This window comes from Pseudomonas sp. NFIX10 (assembly GCF_900111955.1).
In the GTDB taxonomy this organism is placed as follows: domain Bacteria; phylum Pseudomonadota; class Gammaproteobacteria; order Pseudomonadales; family Pseudomonadaceae; genus Aquipseudomonas; species Aquipseudomonas fluorescens_AA.
In genome coordinates, this window is the sequence record NZ_FOKH01000027.1 from 77,909 (window position 1) to 92,563 (window position 14,655).

At 55.2% G+C, this 14,655-nt stretch carries 29 protein-coding genes; all 29 read right to left on the reverse strand.

Features of this window, described 5'->3' with window-relative positions:
- Positions 1-75: 75 nt before the first annotated feature.
- Positions 76-462: a 50S ribosomal protein L17 gene (gene rplQ, locus BM321_RS22125; protein WP_003186009.1), complete on the reverse strand. Its 387-nt coding sequence runs from the start codon at positions 460-462 to the stop codon at positions 76-78.
- Between the two features lie 42 nt (positions 463-504).
- A complete protein-coding gene (gene rpoA / locus BM321_RS22130; protein ID WP_003186012.1) occupies positions 505-1,506 on the reverse strand; it encodes a DNA-directed RNA polymerase subunit alpha in 1,002 nt (333 codons plus the stop codon).
- 22 nt (positions 1,507-1,528) lie between these two features.
- Positions 1,529-2,149, reverse strand: a complete 621-nt coding sequence (gene rpsD / locus BM321_RS22135; RefSeq protein ID WP_003176404.1) for a 30S ribosomal protein S4 — start codon at positions 2,147-2,149, stop codon at positions 1,529-1,531.
- Between the two features lie 18 nt (positions 2,150-2,167).
- Positions 2,168-2,557: a 30S ribosomal protein S11 gene (rpsK, locus tag BM321_RS22140; protein WP_002555466.1), complete on the reverse strand. Its 390-nt coding sequence runs from the start codon at positions 2,555-2,557 to the stop codon at positions 2,168-2,170.
- Between the two features lie 30 nt (positions 2,558-2,587).
- Positions 2,588-2,944: a 30S ribosomal protein S13 gene (gene rpsM / locus BM321_RS22145; RefSeq protein ID WP_003186020.1), complete on the reverse strand. Its 357-nt coding sequence runs from the start codon at positions 2,942-2,944 to the stop codon at positions 2,588-2,590.
- 130 nt (positions 2,945-3,074) lie between these two features.
- A complete protein-coding gene (rpmJ, locus tag BM321_RS22150) occupies positions 3,075-3,191 on the reverse strand; it encodes a 50S ribosomal protein L36 (RefSeq protein ID WP_002555468.1) in 117 nt (38 codons plus the stop codon).
- 30 nt (positions 3,192-3,221) lie between these two features.
- Positions 3,222-4,550: a preprotein translocase subunit SecY gene (gene secY / locus BM321_RS22155; protein ID WP_003186029.1), complete on the reverse strand. Its 1,329-nt coding sequence runs from the start codon at positions 4,548-4,550 to the stop codon at positions 3,222-3,224.
- The gene (rplO, locus tag BM321_RS22160) at positions 4,551-4,988 is read right to left on the reverse strand and encodes a 50S ribosomal protein L15 (protein WP_003186032.1); all 438 of its coding nucleotides are present in this window, start codon (positions 4,986-4,988) and stop codon (positions 4,551-4,553) included.
- 3 nt (positions 4,989-4,991) lie between these two features.
- Complete coding sequence (gene rpmD, locus BM321_RS22165) at positions 4,992-5,168, reverse strand: 50S ribosomal protein L30 (RefSeq protein ID WP_003176408.1); 177 nt, start codon at positions 5,166-5,168, stop codon at positions 4,992-4,994.
- A gap of 2 nt (positions 5,169-5,170) precedes the next feature.
- Positions 5,171-5,671 (reverse strand): 30S ribosomal protein S5, encoded by a 501-nt coding sequence (gene rpsE / locus BM321_RS22170; protein ID WP_003186035.1) that lies wholly within the window; start codon positions 5,669-5,671, stop codon positions 5,171-5,173.
- Positions 5,672-5,674: 3 nt separating this feature from the next.
- Positions 5,675-6,025 (reverse strand): 50S ribosomal protein L18, encoded by a 351-nt coding sequence (rplR, locus tag BM321_RS22175; RefSeq protein WP_003186037.1) that lies wholly within the window; start codon positions 6,023-6,025, stop codon positions 5,675-5,677.
- Between the two features lie 10 nt (positions 6,026-6,035).
- Positions 6,036-6,569, reverse strand: a complete 534-nt coding sequence (gene rplF, locus BM321_RS22180) for a 50S ribosomal protein L6 (RefSeq protein WP_003186039.1) — start codon at positions 6,567-6,569, stop codon at positions 6,036-6,038.
- 12 nt (positions 6,570-6,581) lie between these two features.
- A complete protein-coding gene (rpsH, locus tag BM321_RS22185; protein WP_017848802.1) occupies positions 6,582-6,974 on the reverse strand; it encodes a 30S ribosomal protein S8 in 393 nt (130 codons plus the stop codon).
- Positions 6,975-7,184: 210 nt separating this feature from the next.
- Positions 7,185-7,490 (reverse strand): 30S ribosomal protein S14, encoded by a 306-nt coding sequence (gene rpsN / locus BM321_RS22190; RefSeq protein WP_003186042.1) that lies wholly within the window; start codon positions 7,488-7,490, stop codon positions 7,185-7,187.
- A gap of 13 nt (positions 7,491-7,503) precedes the next feature.
- Complete coding sequence (rplE, locus tag BM321_RS22195) at positions 7,504-8,043, reverse strand: 50S ribosomal protein L5 (protein WP_003186044.1); 540 nt, start codon at positions 8,041-8,043, stop codon at positions 7,504-7,506.
- Between the two features lie 20 nt (positions 8,044-8,063).
- A complete protein-coding gene (gene rplX, locus BM321_RS22200; RefSeq protein ID WP_003186046.1) occupies positions 8,064-8,378 on the reverse strand; it encodes a 50S ribosomal protein L24 in 315 nt (104 codons plus the stop codon).
- A gap of 11 nt (positions 8,379-8,389) precedes the next feature.
- On the reverse strand, positions 8,390-8,758 hold the full coding sequence (rplN, locus tag BM321_RS22205) for a 50S ribosomal protein L14 (protein WP_002555479.1): 369 nt from the start codon (positions 8,756-8,758) through the stop codon (positions 8,390-8,392).
- Between the two features lie 23 nt (positions 8,759-8,781).
- Positions 8,782-9,048: a 30S ribosomal protein S17 gene (gene rpsQ / locus BM321_RS22210; RefSeq protein WP_003194644.1), complete on the reverse strand. Its 267-nt coding sequence runs from the start codon at positions 9,046-9,048 to the stop codon at positions 8,782-8,784.
- A gap of 2 nt (positions 9,049-9,050) precedes the next feature.
- Positions 9,051-9,242: a 50S ribosomal protein L29 gene (gene rpmC / locus BM321_RS22215; RefSeq protein ID WP_002555481.1), complete on the reverse strand. Its 192-nt coding sequence runs from the start codon at positions 9,240-9,242 to the stop codon at positions 9,051-9,053.
- Positions 9,242-9,655 (reverse strand): 50S ribosomal protein L16, encoded by a 414-nt coding sequence (gene rplP, locus BM321_RS22220; RefSeq protein WP_025215754.1) that lies wholly within the window; start codon positions 9,653-9,655, stop codon positions 9,242-9,244. The genes rpmC and rplP overlap by 1 nt, the downstream gene beginning before the upstream one ends.
- 12 nt (positions 9,656-9,667) lie before the next feature.
- Positions 9,668-10,354, reverse strand: coding sequence for a 30S ribosomal protein S3 (rpsC, locus tag BM321_RS22225; protein ID WP_003176422.1), 687 nt, complete (start codon positions 10,352-10,354; stop codon positions 9,668-9,670).
- A 13-nt stretch (positions 10,355-10,367) separates the two neighbouring features.
- A complete protein-coding gene (rplV, locus tag BM321_RS22230) occupies positions 10,368-10,700 on the reverse strand; it encodes a 50S ribosomal protein L22 (protein WP_003103908.1) in 333 nt (110 codons plus the stop codon).
- Positions 10,701-10,711: 11 nt separating this feature from the next.
- Entirely contained in the window at positions 10,712-10,987 is a 276-nt protein-coding gene (rpsS, locus tag BM321_RS22235; protein WP_002555486.1) for a 30S ribosomal protein S19, read from the reverse strand.
- 16 nt (positions 10,988-11,003) lie between these two features.
- Positions 11,004-11,828, reverse strand: a complete 825-nt coding sequence (gene rplB / locus BM321_RS22240) for a 50S ribosomal protein L2 (protein WP_003186055.1) — start codon at positions 11,826-11,828, stop codon at positions 11,004-11,006.
- A 14-nt stretch (positions 11,829-11,842) separates the two neighbouring features.
- Positions 11,843-12,142, reverse strand: coding sequence for a 50S ribosomal protein L23 (gene rplW, locus BM321_RS22245; RefSeq protein ID WP_002555488.1), 300 nt, complete (start codon positions 12,140-12,142; stop codon positions 11,843-11,845).
- Complete coding sequence (rplD, locus tag BM321_RS22250; protein ID WP_003186057.1) at positions 12,139-12,741, reverse strand: 50S ribosomal protein L4; 603 nt, start codon at positions 12,739-12,741, stop codon at positions 12,139-12,141. Before rplD ends, rplW begins: the two co-directional genes overlap by 4 nt.
- A gap of 12 nt (positions 12,742-12,753) precedes the next feature.
- A complete protein-coding gene (gene rplC, locus BM321_RS22255) occupies positions 12,754-13,389 on the reverse strand; it encodes a 50S ribosomal protein L3 (RefSeq protein WP_003186059.1) in 636 nt (211 codons plus the stop codon).
- A gap of 80 nt (positions 13,390-13,469) precedes the next feature.
- Positions 13,470-13,781, reverse strand: a complete 312-nt coding sequence (gene rpsJ / locus BM321_RS22260) for a 30S ribosomal protein S10 (RefSeq protein ID WP_003186070.1) — start codon at positions 13,779-13,781, stop codon at positions 13,470-13,472.
- A 155-nt stretch (positions 13,782-13,936) separates the two neighbouring features.
- Positions 13,937-14,655, reverse strand: a 719-nt coding sequence (locus tag BM321_RS22265) for an EF-Tu C-terminal domain-related protein (RefSeq protein WP_256575020.1), incomplete at its 5' end; no start/stop codon positions are given.

A 14,655-nucleotide genomic window follows, 5' to 3' on the forward strand; every position in this document is an offset into this window, starting at 1 on the left:
GGCGAAACGGTCTTGGCACTTTTAGCAGGCAACAAAAAACCGGGCACAAGGCCCGGTTTTTCGTTTGTTGCCGACTTACTCAGCGGATACAGCTTCACCGCTGGTAGCACGATCAACCAACTCGACGTACGCCATAGGCGCGTTGTCGCCAGCGCGGAAACCGCACTTGAGGATGCGCAGGTAGCCACCCTCACGGGTAGCGTAACGCTTGCCCAGGTCGTTGAAGAGCTTACCAACGATAGCTTTCGAACGAGTACGGTCGAAAGCCAGACGGCGGTTAGCCAGGCTATCTGTCTTGGCCAGAGTGATCAGCGGCTCAGCAACGCGACGCAGTTCTTTGGCTTTCGGCAGTGTAGTTTTGATCAGCTCGTGCTCGAACAGCGACACCGCCATGTTTTGGAACATGGCCTTGCGGTGCGAGCTGGTGCGGCTCAGGTGACGACCACTTTTACGATGACGCATGGTTCATTCCTTACCAAACACAACGTTCGGTGATTACGACGATCAGGCAGTCGCCTTGTCGTCCTTCTTAAGACTTGCAGGCGGCCAGTTGTCGAGGCGCATGCCGAGGGACAGACCGCGGGAGGCCAGAACGTCCTTGATTTCAGTCAAGGATTTCTTGCCAAGGTTCGGAGTCTTCAACAGCTCTACTTCGGTACGCTGAATCAGGTCGCCGATGTAGTAGATGTTTTCCGCCTTAAGGCAGTTAGCCGAACGTACAGTCAGTTCCAGATCGTCAACCGGGCGAAGCAGGATCGGATCGATCTCGTCTTCCTGCTCGACAACCACTGGCTCACTGTCACCCTTGAGGTCGACGAACGCAGCCAACTGCTGTTGCAGGATGGTTGCAGCACGGCGGATTGCCTCTTCAGGATCCAGGGTACCGTTGGTTTCCAGATCAATAACCAGCTTGTCCAGGTTGGTACGCTGTTCGACACGGGCGTTTTCCACCACGTATGCGATACGGCGAACTGGGCTGAACGAAGAGTCAAGCTGCAAGCGACCGATGCTGCGGCTTTCGTCTTCATCGCTCTGACGCGAGTCTGCCGGTTCATAACCACGACCACGAGCTACGGTGAGCTTCATGTTCAGGGCGCCGTTAGACGCCAGGTTAGCGATTACGTGATCGGGGTTAACGATCTCGACATCATGATCCAGCTGAATATCGGCAGCGGTAACCACCCCCGAACCCTTCTTCGACAAGGTCAGCGTAACTTCGTCACGACCGTGCAGCTTGATAGCCAGACCTTTCAGGTTCAACAGGATTTCAATTACGTCTTCCTGTACACCTTCGATGGCGCTGTACTCGTGGAGCACACCGTCAATCTCGGCCTCGACTACTGCACAGCCGGGCATTGAGGACAACAGGATGCGGCGCAGCGCGTTGCCCAGGGTGTGGCCGAAACCACGCTCGAGAGGCTCGAGTGTGATCTTGGCGCGGGTTGGACTGACAACCTGCACATCAATATGGCGGGGTGTCAGGAACTCATTTACCGAAATCTGCATGGATGCACCTATTTTCTAGCCCTTACTTGGAGTAGAGCTCGACAATCAGGCTTTCGTTGATGTCGGCGGACAGATCACTGCGAGCAGGAACGTTCTTGAAAACGCCCGACTTCTTCTCAGTGTCTACTTCTACCCATTCTACGCGGCCACGTTGGGCACACAGATCGAGAGCTTGGACAATGCGAAGTTGGTTCTTTGCTTTCTCGCGAACAGCAACCACGTCACCAGCACGAACCTGGTAGGACGGAACGTTTACGGTCTGACCGTTAACGCTGATCGACTTGTGCGATACCAGCTGACGGGATTCGGCACGAGTAGAACCGAAACCCATACGGTATACAACGTTGTCCAGACGGCATTCGAGCAGTTGCAACAGGTTTTCGCCGGTTGCGCCTTTCTTGCCAGCTGCTTCTTTGTAGTAGCCGCTGAATTGACGCTCGAGAACGCCGTAGATACGACGGACCTTCTGCTTTTCACGCAGTTGGGTGCCGTAATCGGACTGGCGACCGCGGCGTTGGCCGTGGATACCAGGTGCTGCTTCAATGTTGCACTTCGATTCGATCGCGCGCACGCCGCTCTTCAGAAAAAGATCGGTGCCTTCGCGACGAGCGAGTTTGCATTTTGGACCAATGTAACGAGCCATTCTTTACAATCTCCTGGATTACACGCGGCGCTTCTTCGGCGGACGGCACCCGTTGTGCGGGATTGGCGTCACGTCGGTGATGCTGGCGATCTTGTAGCCACAGCCGTTCAAAGCGCGGACTGCGGATTCACGACCTGGACCTGGACCCTTGACGTTGACGTCGAGGTTTTTCAGGCCGTATTCCAGCGCAGCTTGACCAGCACGCTCAGCAGCTACTTGAGCAGCGAACGGGGTGGACTTGCGGGAACCGCGGAAACCCGAACCACCGGAGGTAGCCCAGGAAAGAGCGTTACCTTGACGGTCGGTAATGGTCACGATGGTGTTGTTAAAAGAAGCATGGATGTGGGCGATACCATCAACCACTGTCTTTTTAACTTTTTTACGAGGACGAGCAGCAGGTTTTGCCATGATTAAATTCCTGTCGATTCGCTGGGGCGATTACTTGCGGATCGGCTTACGCGGACCTTTACGGGTACGCGCGTTGGTCTTGGTACGCTGACCGCGTACTGGCAGACCACGACGATGACGCAGACCGCGATAGCAACCGAGGTCCATCAAGCGCTTGATTTTCATGTTGATTTCGCGACGCAGGTCACCTTCAGTGGTGAACTTCGCCACTTCGCCACGCAGCTGTTCAATCTGCTCGTCGCTCAGATCTTTGATCTTTGCCGCTGGGTTGACCCCAGTCACTGCACAAATTTTCTGTGCAGTAGTGCGACCAACACCATAGATGTAGGTCAGCGAGATAACAGTATGCTTGTTATCTGGAATGTTGACGCCTGCAATACGGGCCATTCAGTGGGACTCCAATTGACAGCTACCTACGCCCCGGAAGCCAAGAAATAGGGCGCGAGATAATATCGCTGTAATAACAAATAATCAACCCGGCAGCGCACTAGCTGCCGGGCTTAAAGCACAATCACACTCAGCCTTGGCGCTGTTTGTGACGCGGTTCCGCGCTGCAAATTACCCGAACAACACCTTCGCGGCGAATAATCTTGCAGTTGCGGCACAGCTTTTTCACCGATGCACGAACTTTCATCACCAACTCCTCGAACCTTATGGACGCTACTCAGCGCAACATGCCGCTGCCGTAGCCCTTCAGGTTGGCTTTCTTCATCAGGGATTCGTACTGGTGCGAAACGAGGTGCGATTGTACTTGGGACATGAAGTCCATCACAACCACGACCACGATCAGCAACGAGGTCCCGCCAAGGTAGAACGGTACGTTTGCCGCAACCACCAGGAACTGGGGCAACAGACAGACGGCCGTCATGTAAAGAGCACCGAACATGGTCAAGCGAGTCAGAACGCCATCAATGTAGCGCGCAGACTGCTCACCTGGACGGATACCCGGAATAAAGGCACCGGACTTCTTCAGGTTTTCCGCTACGTCTTTCGGATTGAACATCAACGCCGTATAGAAGAAGCAGAAGAAAATAATCCCTGCACTAAACAGCAGAATATTCAACGGCTGACCAGGAGCGATCGACTGCGAGATGTCCTGCAACCAGCCCATACCTTCAGACTGGCCGAACCAGGCACCCAACGAAGCCGGGAACAGCAGAATGCTGCTCGCGAAAATAGCCGGAATAACGCCGGCCATGTTCACCTTCAACGGCAAGTGGCTGGTCTGCGCAGCAAATACCTTGCGGCCCTGCTGACGCTTGGCGTAGTGAACAGCGATTCGCCGCTGACCACGCTCGATGAACACCACGAAACCGATAATCGCTACTGCCAGCAGACCGATGGCAACCAGGGCGAAAATGTTGATATCACCCTGACGCGCAGACTCGAAAGACTGCCCGATCGCTCTCGGAAGACCGGCGACGATACCTGCGAAGATCAACATCGAGATACCGTTGCCAACACCACGCTCAGTAATCTGCTCACCCAGCCACATCATGAACATCGCGCCCGCCACAAACGTGGTTACCGCAACGAAATGAAAGCTGAAGTCAGCAGTGAACGAAACGCCCTGCCCCGCCAGGCCAATGGACATGCCAATGGCCTGAACGAGAGCGAGGACGACAGTGCCGTAGCGGGTGTACTGGCTGATCTTGCGACGGCCAGCTTCACCTTCCTTCTTCAACTGCTCCAGCTGCGGGCTGACGGCGCTCATCAGTTGCATGATGATCGATGCCGAAATGTACGGCATGATCCCCAGTGCAAAGATGCTCATCCGCTCCAGCGCGCCGCCGGAAAACATGTTGAACAAGCTAAGAATGGTCCCCTCATTCTGTCGAAACAGGTCCGCGAGTCGGTCCGGGTTGATACCTGGAACCGGGATGTGTGCGCCTATTCGGTAGACGATAATCGCCAGGAACAGAAAACGCAGACGAGCCCAGAGTTCAGACATACCGCCTTTGCCGAGCGCAGAGAGAGCACCTTGCTTAGCCATTTATTCCTCGAACTTGCCGCCAGCTGCTTCGATAGCCGCACGCGCACCTTTGGTGGCGCCGATTCCCTTTCCGATGGTGACAGCACGAGCAACTTCGCCCGACAGCATGATTTTCACACGCTGTACGTTCTGGTTGATCACGTTGGCATCCTTCAGGGACTGCACGGTGACGATGTCGCCGTCCACTTTGGCCAGCTCGGACAGACGCACTTCTGCGCGGTCCATGGCTTTCAGGGAAACGAAACCGAACTTCGGCAGGCGACGATGCAGCGGCTGTTGACCGCCTTCAAAGCCTGGAGCAATGGTGCCACCGGAGCGGGAGGTCTGACCTTTGTGGCCACGGCCACCGGTCTTGCCCAAACCACTACCGATACCACGGCCCGGACGATGCTTTTCGCGACGGGAACCCGGCGCTGGACTCAGATCATTGAGTTTCATCGATTAACCCTCGACACGCAGCATGTAGTAAGCCTTGTTGATCATCCCGCGATTCTCGGGAGTATCCTGGACTTCTACAGTGTGACCGATGCGACGCAGACCCAGACCCTTAACGCACAGTTTGTGGTTAGGGATGCGGCCGGTCATGCTTTTGATCAGCGTTACTTTTACGGTAGCCATGATCAGAAGATCTCCTTGACGCTTTTGCCACGCTTGGCGGCAATGGATTCAGGAGACTGCATTGCTTTCAAACCCTTGAAAGTGGCGTGAACCACGTTTACCGGGTTAGTCGAGCCGTAGCACTTGGCCAGAACGTTCTGAACGCCAGCAACTTCGAGGACAGCACGCATAGCGCCGCCAGCGATGATACCGGTACCTTCAGAAGCAGGCTGCATGTACACCTTCGAAGCGCCATGGGCGGACTTCATTGCGTACTGCAGAGTGGTGCCGTTCAGATCAACCTGGATCATGTTGCGGCGAGCAGCTTCCATTGCCTTCTGGATCGCAGCAGGCACTTCACGCGACTTGCCACGGCCGAAGCCAACACGGCCTTTACCATCACCCACTACGGTCAACGCAGTGAAAGTGAAGATACGGCCGCCTTTAACGGTTTTGGCTACGCGGTTAACTTGAACCAGCTTCTCGATGTAGCCTTCGTCGCGCTTTTGGTCGTTATTTGACATAACTTAGAACTCCAGCCCAGCTTCACGAGCAGCATCAGCCAGCGCCTTGACGCGGCCGTGGTACTTGAAGCCAGAGCGGTCGAAAGCCACCTGCGAGACGCCAGCGGCTTTAGCACGCGTAGCGACCAGCTGGCCAACCTTAGTGGCCGCGTCGATGTTGCCAGTGGCGCCATCACGCAGTTCTTTATCCAAAGTCGAGGCACTTGCCAGGACTTTGTTGCCGTCGGCCGAAATGACCTGGGCGTAGATGTGCTGCGACGAGCGGAACACGCAGAGACGCACGACTTCGAGTTCGTGCATTTTCAGGCGTGCTTTGCGAGCGCGACGCAGTCGAGTAACTTTTTTGTCGGTCATTTGCTATGCCCTACTTCTTCTTGGCTTCTTTACGACGGACGACTTCGTCCGCGTAGCGCACACCTTTGCCTTTGTACGGCTCTGGTGGACGGAAGTCGCGGATCTCGGCGGCCACTTGACCTACCAGCTGCTTGTCGATGCCCTTGATCAGGATATCGGTCTGGCTAGGAGTCTCAGCGGTGATGCCTTCCGGCAGTTCATAATCCACTGGGTGCGAGAAGCCAAGAGCCAGGTTCAGCACTGTGCCTTTTGCTTGCGCCTTGTAACCAACACCGACCAGCTGGAGCTTGCGCTCGAAGCCTTGGCTTACGCCTTGGACCATGTTGTTTACCAACGCACGAGTGGTACCAGCCATTGCGCGAGTCTGTTGATCGCCATTGCGAGCAGCGAAACGCAGCTCACCAGCTTCTTCAACGATCTCAACGGACGAATGGATGTTCAGTTGCAGAGTGCCCTTGGCACCCTTCACCGAAAGCTGTTGGCCTGCGAATTTGACTTCGACACCGGCTGGCAGCTTAACGGGGTTCTTAGCGACGCGTGACATGCTTATCCCCCCTTAGAACACAGTGCAAAGAACTTCGCCGCCGACACCGGCAGCGCGCGCAGCACGATCCGTCATCACACCCTTGTTGGTGGAGACGATAGACACGCCCAGGCCGCCACGAACTTTTGGCAGATCCTCGACGGACTTGTACTGACGCAGGCCAGGACGGCTAACGCGCTTCACTTCCTCGATGACCGGACGGCCTTCGAAGTACTTCAGCTCGATGGACAGCAGAGGCTTGATTTCGCTGCTGATCTGATAACCCGCAATGTAACCTTCGTCCTTCAGGACTTTGGCAACAGCTACCTTCAACGTAGAAGATGGCATGCTTACGACGGACTTTTCAGCCATCTGGGCATTACGGATACGAGTTAGCATGTCCGCTAACGGGTCCTGCATACTCATGGGCTAGACGCTCCTAATACACAAAAAATTAGCCTTTCGGCTAGTACGTGTCGCCGAGCGCATCCGCGCAATAAAAACACGGGCTCAGGCGAGCCGGGTATTCTAGACACACCCCACAAATGAATCAAGCCCCAATAGGGGCTTGATTCAAGTTCAAGGTCACCGACGGTCAGGATCTTGCGATCCCGAACGCCGAGACTTCGACAGTGCTTACCAGCTGGCTTTAACCAGACCTGGAACGTCACCACGCATTGCAGCTTGACGCAGCATGTTACGGCCGAGGCCGAACTTGCGGTACACGCCGTGCGGACGACCAGTCAGGCGGCAGCGGTTACGCATGCGCGAGGCGCTTGCGTCACGTGGCTGCTTCTGCAGGGCTACGGTAGCTTCCCAACGCGCTTCTGGACTTGCGTTCAGATCAACGATGATAGCTTTCAGCGCTGCACGCTTGGTGGCGTACTTGGCAACGGTGAGCTGACGCTTCAGCTCACGGTTTTTCATGCTCTTCTTGGCCATTTTCCTACTCCAATCAGTTGCGGAACGGGAATTTGAAAGCGCGCAGCAGTGCGCGACCTTCGTCATCCGTCCGTGCAGTGGTGGTCAGGGTAATGTCCAGACCGCGGAGAGCGTCGATCTTGTCGTAATCGATTTCCGGGAAAATGATCTGCTCTTTAACACCCATGCTGTAGTTGCCACGACCATCGAAGGACTTGGCATTCAGGCCGCGGAAGTCGCGAACCCGAGGCAGGGAGATCGACAGCAGACGATCCAGGAACTCGTACATACGCTCACGGCGCAGGGTCACTTTGACGCCGATCGGCCAACCTTCACGGACTTTAAAGCCAGCGATGGATTTCCGAGCGTAAGTCACGACGACTTTCTGACCGGTGATCTTTTCCAGGTCAGCAACAGCGTGCTCGATGACTTTTTTGTCGCCGATCGCTTCGCCCAGACCCATGTTCAGGGTGATTTTGGTAACGCGCGGAACTTCCATCACGTTCGAAAGCTTAAGTTCTTCCTTAAGTTTCGGTGCGATTTCCTTCCGGTAAATCTCTTTTAGTCGTGCCATGGTCTTCTACCTAGCAGTGTTCAAGCATCAACCGCTTTTTGGGTCGACTTGAAGACACGAATTTTCTTACCGTCTTCTACTTTGAAACCAACGCGGTCAGCCTTGTTGGTTTCGCCGTTGAAGATGGCGACGTTGGAAGCGTGCAGTGGCGCTTCTTTCTCGACGATACCGCCCTGTACGCCCGACATCGGGTTAGGCTTGGTATGACGCTTGACCAGGTTCAGACCACCAACAACCAGACGGTTGTCAGCAAGAACCTTCAGCACCTTACCGCGCTTACCTTTGTCTTTGCCGGCGATCACGATGATCTCGTCGTCACGACGAATCTTTTGCATGTCGGATCTCCTTACAGCACTTCTGGGGCGAGCGAGACGATCTTCATGAACTTCTCAGTACGAAGTTCACGGGTCACTGGCCCAAAGATACGGGTGCCGATCGGCTCTTGCTTGTTGTTCAACAGAACAGCAGCGTTGCCATCAAAGCGGATGATGGAGCCGTCAGCACGACGAACGCCATGGCGAGTGCGGACTACGACAGCAGTCATCACTTGGCCTTTCTTCACCTTACCGCGAGGAATTGCTTCCTTGACGGTAACCTTGATGATGTCACCGATACCAGCGTAACGACGATGGGAGCCACCCAGCACCTTGATGCACATAACACGGCGAGCGCCGCTGTTATCGGCCACATCGAGCATGGATTGAGTCTGAATCATATAATTTCTCCGACCCCTAGCCCTTAGACTTCCACAGCGCGTTCGAGAACATCAACCAGCGCCCAAGACTTGGTCTTGGCCATCGGACGAGTTTCACGAATAGTGACTTTGTCGCCGATGTGGCACTGATTGGTTTCGTCGTGCGCGTGCAGCTTAGTCGAACGCTTAACGTATTTACCGTAGATCGGGTGCTTAACGCGACGCTCGATCAGAACGGTGATGGTTTTGTCCATCTTGTCGCTGACAACACGGCCAGTCAGCGTACGGACAGTTTTTTCGGCTTCAGCCATGATTACTTACCTGCCTGCTGGTTGAGCACAGTTTTCACGCGAGCGATATCACGCTTAACTTGCGAGAGCAGATGAGACTGCCCCAACTGGCCAGTTGCTTTCTGCATACGCAGATTGAACTGGTCGCGCAGCAGGCCGAGCAGTTGCTCGTTCAGCTGCTGTGCTGATTTTTCACGAAGTTCATTCGCTTTCATCACATCACCGTCCGTTTAACAAAGGCGGTGGCGAGCGGCAGCTTTGCAGCAGCCAGGGCAAAAGCCTCACGCGCCAGCTCTTCAGTTACACCCTCGATTTCATACAGGACTTTGCCTGGCTGAATCTGGGCAACCCAGTATTCGACGTTACCCTTACCTTTACCCATCCGAACTTCGAGTGGCTTCTTGGAAATAGGCTTGTCCGGGAATACACGGATCCAGATCTTGCCGCCACGTTTTACGTGACGGGTCAGAGCACGACGCGCTGACTCGATCTGACGAGCGGTGAGACGACCACGAGCAACAGACTTCAGCGCGAACTCGCCGAAGCTGACTTTGCTACCGCGCAATGCCAGGCCACGGTTGTGACCGGTCATTTGCTTGCGGAACTTCGTACGCTTTGGTTGCAACATTTGGCGTACCCCTTACTTAGCAGCTTTTTTACGAGGCGCTGGTGCTTGTGGCTTCAGTTCTTCTTGGCGACCACCAATTACTTCGCCTTTGAAGATCCAAACCTTTACACCGATCACACCGTAGGTGGTGTGAGCTTCGTAGTTGGCATAGTCGATGTCGGCACGCAGGGTGTGCAGTGGCACACGACCTTCGCGATACCATTCAGTACGTGCGATTTCAGCACCGCCGAGACGACCGCTCACTTGGATTTTGATGCCTTTGGCACCAATGCGCATGGCGTTCTGTACAGCGCGCTTCATAGCGCGACGGAACATGACGCGACGCTCCAGCTGCTGAGCTACGCTCTGCGCAACCAGCATACCGTCGAGCTCCGGCTTGCGGATCTCTTCGATATTGATGTGCACAGGCACACCCATTTGCTTGGTCAGGTCCTGACGCAGTTTCTCAACATCTTCACCTTTCTTCCCGATAACGATACCTGGACGAGCGGTGTGGATGGTGATACGTGCAGTCTGCGCCGGACGATGGATATCGATACGGCTTACGGACGCGCTTTTTAGTTTGTCTTGGAGATACTCACGCACCTTCAGATCAGCGAACAAGTAGTCCGCATAAGTCCGACCGTCTGCGTACCAGACGGAGGTGTGCTCCTTGACGATTCCCAGGCGAATGCCAATGGGATGTACTTTCTGACCCATCTCTTCGACTCCGTTACTTGTCAGCAACCTTGACAGTGATATGGCAAGACCGCTTGACGATGCGATCAGCACGGCCTTTGGCACGTGGCATGATGCGCTTCAGCGAACGCCCTTCGTTGACGAAAACGGTGCTGACCTTCAGGTCATCAACGTCTGCGCCTTCGTTATGCTCGGCGTTGGCTACGGCCGACTCCAGCACTTTCTTCATGATCTCGGCGGCTTTCTTACTGCTGAAAGCCAACAGGTTGAGCGCTTCGCCCACCTTCTTCCCGCGGATCTGGTCGGCGACCAAGCGGGCTTTCTGGGCGGAGATTCGAGCGCCCGACAACTTAGCGGCTACTTCCATTTCCTTACCCCTTAACGCTTGGCTTTCTTGTCAGCCACGTGCCCACGGTATGTGCGGGTACCGGCGAACTCGCCCAGTTTGTGGCCGACCATGTCTTCGTTCACGAGAACTGGGACGTGTTGGCGACCGTTGTGTACTGCGATGGTCAGACCGACCATTTGTGGCAGGATCATCGAACGACGCGACCAGGTCTTAACTGGTTTGCGATCGTTCTTTTCCGCCGCCACTTCGATCTTCTTCAGTAGGTGAAGATCAATAAAAGGACCTTTTTTCAGAGAACGTGGCACTGTCGTATCCCTCTATTTACTTGCGACGACGGACGATCATTTTGTCGGTACGCTTATTACCACGAGTCTTCGCGCCCTTAGTCGGGAAGCCCCATGGCGATACCGGATGACGACCACCAGAGGTACGACCTTCACCACCACCATGTGGGTGGTCAACCGGGTTCATGGCAACACCACGAACGGTTGGGCGAACGCCACGCCAGCGCTTGGCACCAGCTTTACCCAACGAACGCAGGCTGTGCTCGGAGTTCGAGACTTCGCCCAGGGTCGCACGGCATTCAGCCAGTACTTTACGCATCTCACCAGAACGCAGACGCAGGGTCACGTAGACACCTTCACGAGCGATCAGCTGAGCCGAAGCACCAGCGGAACGAGCGATCTGTGCGCCTTTACCTGGCTTCAATTCGATGCCGTGTACGGTGCTACCAACTGGAATGTTACGCAGTTGCAGAGCGTTGCCCGGCTTGATCGGTGCCAGGGCACCTGCGATCAGCTGGTCGCCAGCACTCACGCCTTTAGGGGCGATGATGTAGCGACGCTCGCCATCTGCGTACAGCAGCAGAGCGATGTGAGCAGTACGGTTTGGATCGTATTCGATACGCTCGACGGTGGCAGCGATGCCATCCTTGTCGTTGCGACGGAAGTCGACCAGACGATAATGCTGCTTATGACCACCACCGATGTGACGAGTGGTAATACGGCCATTGTTGTTACGACCACCAGACTTCGATTTTTTCTCGAGCAGCGGTGCGTGAGGAGCGCCTTTATGCAGCTCCTGGTTGACCACCTTGACCACAAAACGGCGGCCAGGGGAAGTCGGTTTGCATTTAACGATTGCCATGATGCACCCCTTCCTTACTCAGCACTGCTGCTGAAATCGAGATCTTGGCCTGGCTGAAGGGAGATAACTGCCTTCTTCCAGTCATTACGCTTGCCCAGACCGCGAGCAGTGCGCTTGCTTTTACCCAGAACGTTCAGGGTAGTCACGCGCTCTACTTTCACGCTGAACAGGCTTTCGACGGCCTTCTTGATTTCCAGCTTGGTTGCGTCGGTAGCAACCTTGAAAACGAACTGGCCTTTCTTGTCTGCCAGAACCGTAGCCTTCTCGGAAACGTGCGGGCCAAGCAGAACTTTAAATACGCGTTCCTGGTTCATCCCAGCAGCTCCTCGAATTTCTTCACGGCCGACACGGTGATCAACACCTTGTCGTATGCGATCAGACTGACCGGATCGGAACCCTGCACGTCACGAACGTCGACGTGTGGCAGGTTGCGAGCAGCCAGGTACAGGTTCTGATCAACAGCGTCAGACACGATCAGGACGTCAGTCAGGCCCATGCCGTTCAGCTTGTTCAGCAGATCTTTGGTTTTCGGTGCTTCAACAGCGAAGTCCTGAACCACGACCAGACGATCAGTACGCACCAGCTCAGCAAGGATGGAACGCATTGCTGCGCGATACATCTTCTTGTTCAGCTTCTGGGAGTGATCCTGAGGACGAGCTGCGAAAGTGGTACCGCCGCCACGCCAGATTGGGCTACGGATAGTACCGGCACGAGCACGGCCAGTACCTTTCTGACGCCATGGGCGCTTGCCGCCACCGGAAACGTCGGAACGGGTCTTTTGCTGCTTGCTACCTTGACGGCCGCCGGCCATGTAGGCCACGACTGCTTGGTGAACCAGCGTCTCGTTGAATTCGCCGCCAAATGTCAGTTCGGAAACTTCGATCGCTTGAGCGTCATTTACATTTAATTGCATGTCAGCTTCCCCTTAACCGCGAGCCTTGGCTGCTGGACGTACAACCAAGTTGCCGCCAGTAGCGCCAGGAACAGCGCCCTTGACCAACAACAGATTGCGTTCAGCGTCCACGCGCACTACTTCGAGGGACTGCACGGTCACGCGCTCAGCGCCCATATGACCGGACATTTTTTTGCCCTTGAATACACGACCAGGAGTCTGGCACTGGCCGATAGAGCCTGGAACGCGGTGGGATACGGAGTTACCGTGGGTGTTATCTTGCCCGCGGAAGTTCCAACGCTTGATCGTACCCTGGAAGCCTTTACCCTTGGACTGACCGGTTACATCAACCAGTTGGCCAGCGGCGAAGATTTCAGCGTTGATCAGATCGCCGGCCTGGTACTCGCCTTCTTCAAGGCGGAATTCCATTACGGTACGACCAGCGGCAACGTTCGCCTTGGCGAAGTGGCCAGCCTGAGCTGCTGTTACACGCGAAGCACGACGCTCGCCGACAGTGACTTGCACTGCACGATAGCCATCGGTCTCTTCAGTTTTGAACTGGGTGACGCGATTCGGCTCGATCTCAATGACCGTGACCGGAATGGAGACACCTTCTTCGGTGAAAATACGGGTCATACCGCATTTACGACCGACTACACCAATAGTCATGTTGTAAACCTCATGAGTGTACGGGGCTTTCACCCGCTATGGCCGCCCATTTCAGAGCGTTACACGACTAAGACCGAGTCTTAGCCGAGGCTGATCTGCACTTCCACACCGGCCGCAAGATCGAGCTTCATAAGAGCATCAACGGTTTTATCCGTTGGCTGGACGATGTCCAGAACGCGCTTATGAGTACGGATCTCGTACTGGTCACGCGCGTCTTTGTTGACGTGCGGGGAGACCAGAACGGTGAACCGCTCTTTACGGGTAGGCAGTGGAATTGGACCACGCACTTGAGCACCAGTACGTTTCGCGGTTTCCACGATTTCCTGGGTGGATTGGTCGATCAGGCGATGGTCAAAAGCCTTCAACCTGATACGGATTTGCTGATTTTGCATTGGATTTCAGACTCCGGCTGCTATTCCCACCGGGCGCAATACGCCCGTTAAAAGGAGGCGCAATTCTATAGACGCCCCTGGTAGGTGTCAACCCAATAAAAAAGCCCCCGCTAAGCGGGGGCTTTTCAACTCATCAAGCTGACTCTAAAAGAGACTTACTCGATGACTTTGGCTACGACGCCAGCGCCGACGGTACGACCGCCTTCACGGATAGCGAAACGCAGACCGTCTTCCATCGCGATGGTCTTGATCAGGGTAACAGTCATCTGAATGTTGTCACCTGGCATTACCATTTCAACGCCTTCTGGCAGCTCGCAGTTACCAGTCACGTCAGTTGTACGGAAGTAGAACTGTGGACGGTAGCCTTTGAAGAACGGAGTATGACGACCGCCTTCTTCCTTGCTCAGAACGTAAACTTCCGCGGTGAACTTGGTGTGCGGCTTGACGGTGCCTGGCTTGACCAGAACCTGGCCACGCTCAACGTCGTCACGCTTGGTGCCGCGCAGCAGTACGCCGCAGTTCTCGCCAGCACGACCTTCGTCGAGCAGCTTGCGGAACATTTCAACGCCGGTGCAGGTAGTTTTCTGAGTGTCGCGCAGACCGACGATCTCAACTTCTTCCTGGATACGGACGATGCCACGCTCAACACGACCAGTCACAACAGTACCGCGACCGGAGATCGAGAATACGTCTTCGATTGGCATCAGGAACGGCTTGTCGATAGCACGCTCTGGCTCTGGGATGTAGCTATCCAGAGTTTCCACCAGCTTCTTGACGGCAGTGGTGCCCATTTCGTTGTCGTCTTGGCCGTTCAGAGCCATCAGAGCCGAACCGATGATGATTGGAGTGTCATCACCTGGGAAGTCGTAAGTGC

Excerpts from the sequence above, each read along its gene's own strand:
- rpsN (WP_003186042.1), bottom strand. The coding sequence starts at position 7,490 with ATGGCCAAGAAGAGCATGAAAAACCGTGAGCTGAAGCGTCAGCTCACC.
- rpoA (WP_003186012.1), bottom strand. The coding sequence starts at position 1,506 with ATGCAGATTTCGGTAAATGAGTTCCTGACACCCCGCCATATTGATGTG.
- rpsH (WP_017848802.1), bottom strand. The coding sequence starts at position 6,974 with ATGAGTATGCAGGACCCGTTAGCGGACATGCTAACTCGTATCCGTAAT.
- rpsM (WP_003186020.1), bottom strand. The coding sequence starts at position 2,944 with ATGGCCCGTATTGCAGGCGTCAACATTCCAGATAACAAGCATACTGTT.
- rpsE (WP_003186035.1), bottom strand. The coding sequence starts at position 5,671 with ATGTCAAATAACGACCAAAAGCGCGACGAAGGCTACATCGAGAAGCTG.
- rplW (WP_002555488.1), bottom strand. The coding sequence starts at position 12,142 with ATGAACCAGGAACGCGTATTTAAAGTTCTGCTTGGCCCGCACGTTTCC.
- rplN (WP_002555479.1), bottom strand. The coding sequence starts at position 8,758 with ATGATTCAGACTCAATCCATGCTCGATGTGGCCGATAACAGCGGCGCT.
- rplV (WP_003103908.1), bottom strand. The coding sequence starts at position 10,700 with ATGGAAGTAGCCGCTAAGTTGTCGGGCGCTCGAATCTCCGCCCAGAAA.
- rpmJ (WP_002555468.1), bottom strand. The coding sequence starts at position 3,191 with ATGAAAGTTCGTGCATCGGTGAAAAAGCTGTGCCGCAACTGCAAGATT.
- rplD (WP_003186057.1), bottom strand. The coding sequence starts at position 12,741 with ATGCAATTAAATGTAAATGACGCTCAAGCGATCGAAGTTTCCGAACTG.
- rplE (WP_003186044.1), bottom strand. The coding sequence starts at position 8,043 with ATGGCACGACTAAAAGAGATTTACCGGAAGGAAATCGCACCGAAACTT.
- rplC (WP_003186059.1), bottom strand. The coding sequence starts at position 13,389 with ATGACTATTGGTGTAGTCGGTCGTAAATGCGGTATGACCCGTATTTTC.
- rpsD (WP_003176404.1), bottom strand. The coding sequence starts at position 2,149 with ATGGCTCGTTACATTGGTCCAAAATGCAAACTCGCTCGTCGCGAAGGC.
- rplP (WP_025215754.1), bottom strand. The coding sequence starts at position 9,655 with ATGTTGCAACCAAAGCGTACGAAGTTCCGCAAGCAAATGACCGGTCAC.
- rpmD (WP_003176408.1), bottom strand. The coding sequence starts at position 5,168 with ATGGCTACCGTAAAAGTAACGCTGATCAAAAGCATGACCGGCCGCATC.
- rpmC (WP_002555481.1), bottom strand. The coding sequence starts at position 9,242 with ATGAAAGCGAATGAACTTCGTGAAAAATCAGCACAGCAGCTGAACGAG.
- rpsQ (WP_003194644.1), bottom strand. The coding sequence starts at position 9,048 with ATGGCTGAAGCCGAAAAAACTGTCCGTACGCTGACTGGCCGTGTTGTC.
- rplX (WP_003186046.1), bottom strand. The coding sequence starts at position 8,378 with ATGCAAAAGATTCGTCGTGACGACGAGATCATCGTGATCGCCGGCAAA.
- secY (WP_003186029.1), bottom strand. The coding sequence starts at position 4,550 with ATGGCTAAGCAAGGTGCTCTCTCTGCGCTCGGCAAAGGCGGTATGTCT.
- rplF (WP_003186039.1), bottom strand. The coding sequence starts at position 6,569 with ATGTCACGCGTCGCTAAGAACCCCGTTAAGCTGCCAGCCGGTGTCGAA.
- rplO (WP_003186032.1), bottom strand. The coding sequence starts at position 4,988 with ATGAAACTCAATGATCTGAGTCCAGCGCCGGGTTCCCGTCGCGAAAAG.
- rpsC (WP_003176422.1), bottom strand. The coding sequence starts at position 10,354 with ATGGGTCAGAAAGTACATCCCATTGGCATTCGCCTGGGAATCGTCAAG.
- rpsK (WP_002555466.1), bottom strand. The coding sequence starts at position 2,557 with ATGGCAAAACCTGCTGCTCGTCCTCGTAAAAAAGTTAAAAAGACAGTG.
- rplQ (WP_003186009.1), bottom strand. The coding sequence starts at position 462 with ATGCGTCATCGTAAAAGTGGTCGTCACCTGAGCCGCACCAGCTCGCAC.
- rplR (WP_003186037.1), bottom strand. The coding sequence starts at position 6,025 with ATGACCGACAAAAAAGTTACTCGACTGCGTCGCGCTCGCAAAGCACGC.
- rpsJ (WP_003186070.1), bottom strand. The coding sequence starts at position 13,781 with ATGCAAAATCAGCAAATCCGTATCAGGTTGAAGGCTTTTGACCATCGC.
- rplB (WP_003186055.1), bottom strand. The coding sequence starts at position 11,828 with ATGGCAATCGTTAAATGCAAACCGACTTCCCCTGGCCGCCGTTTTGTG.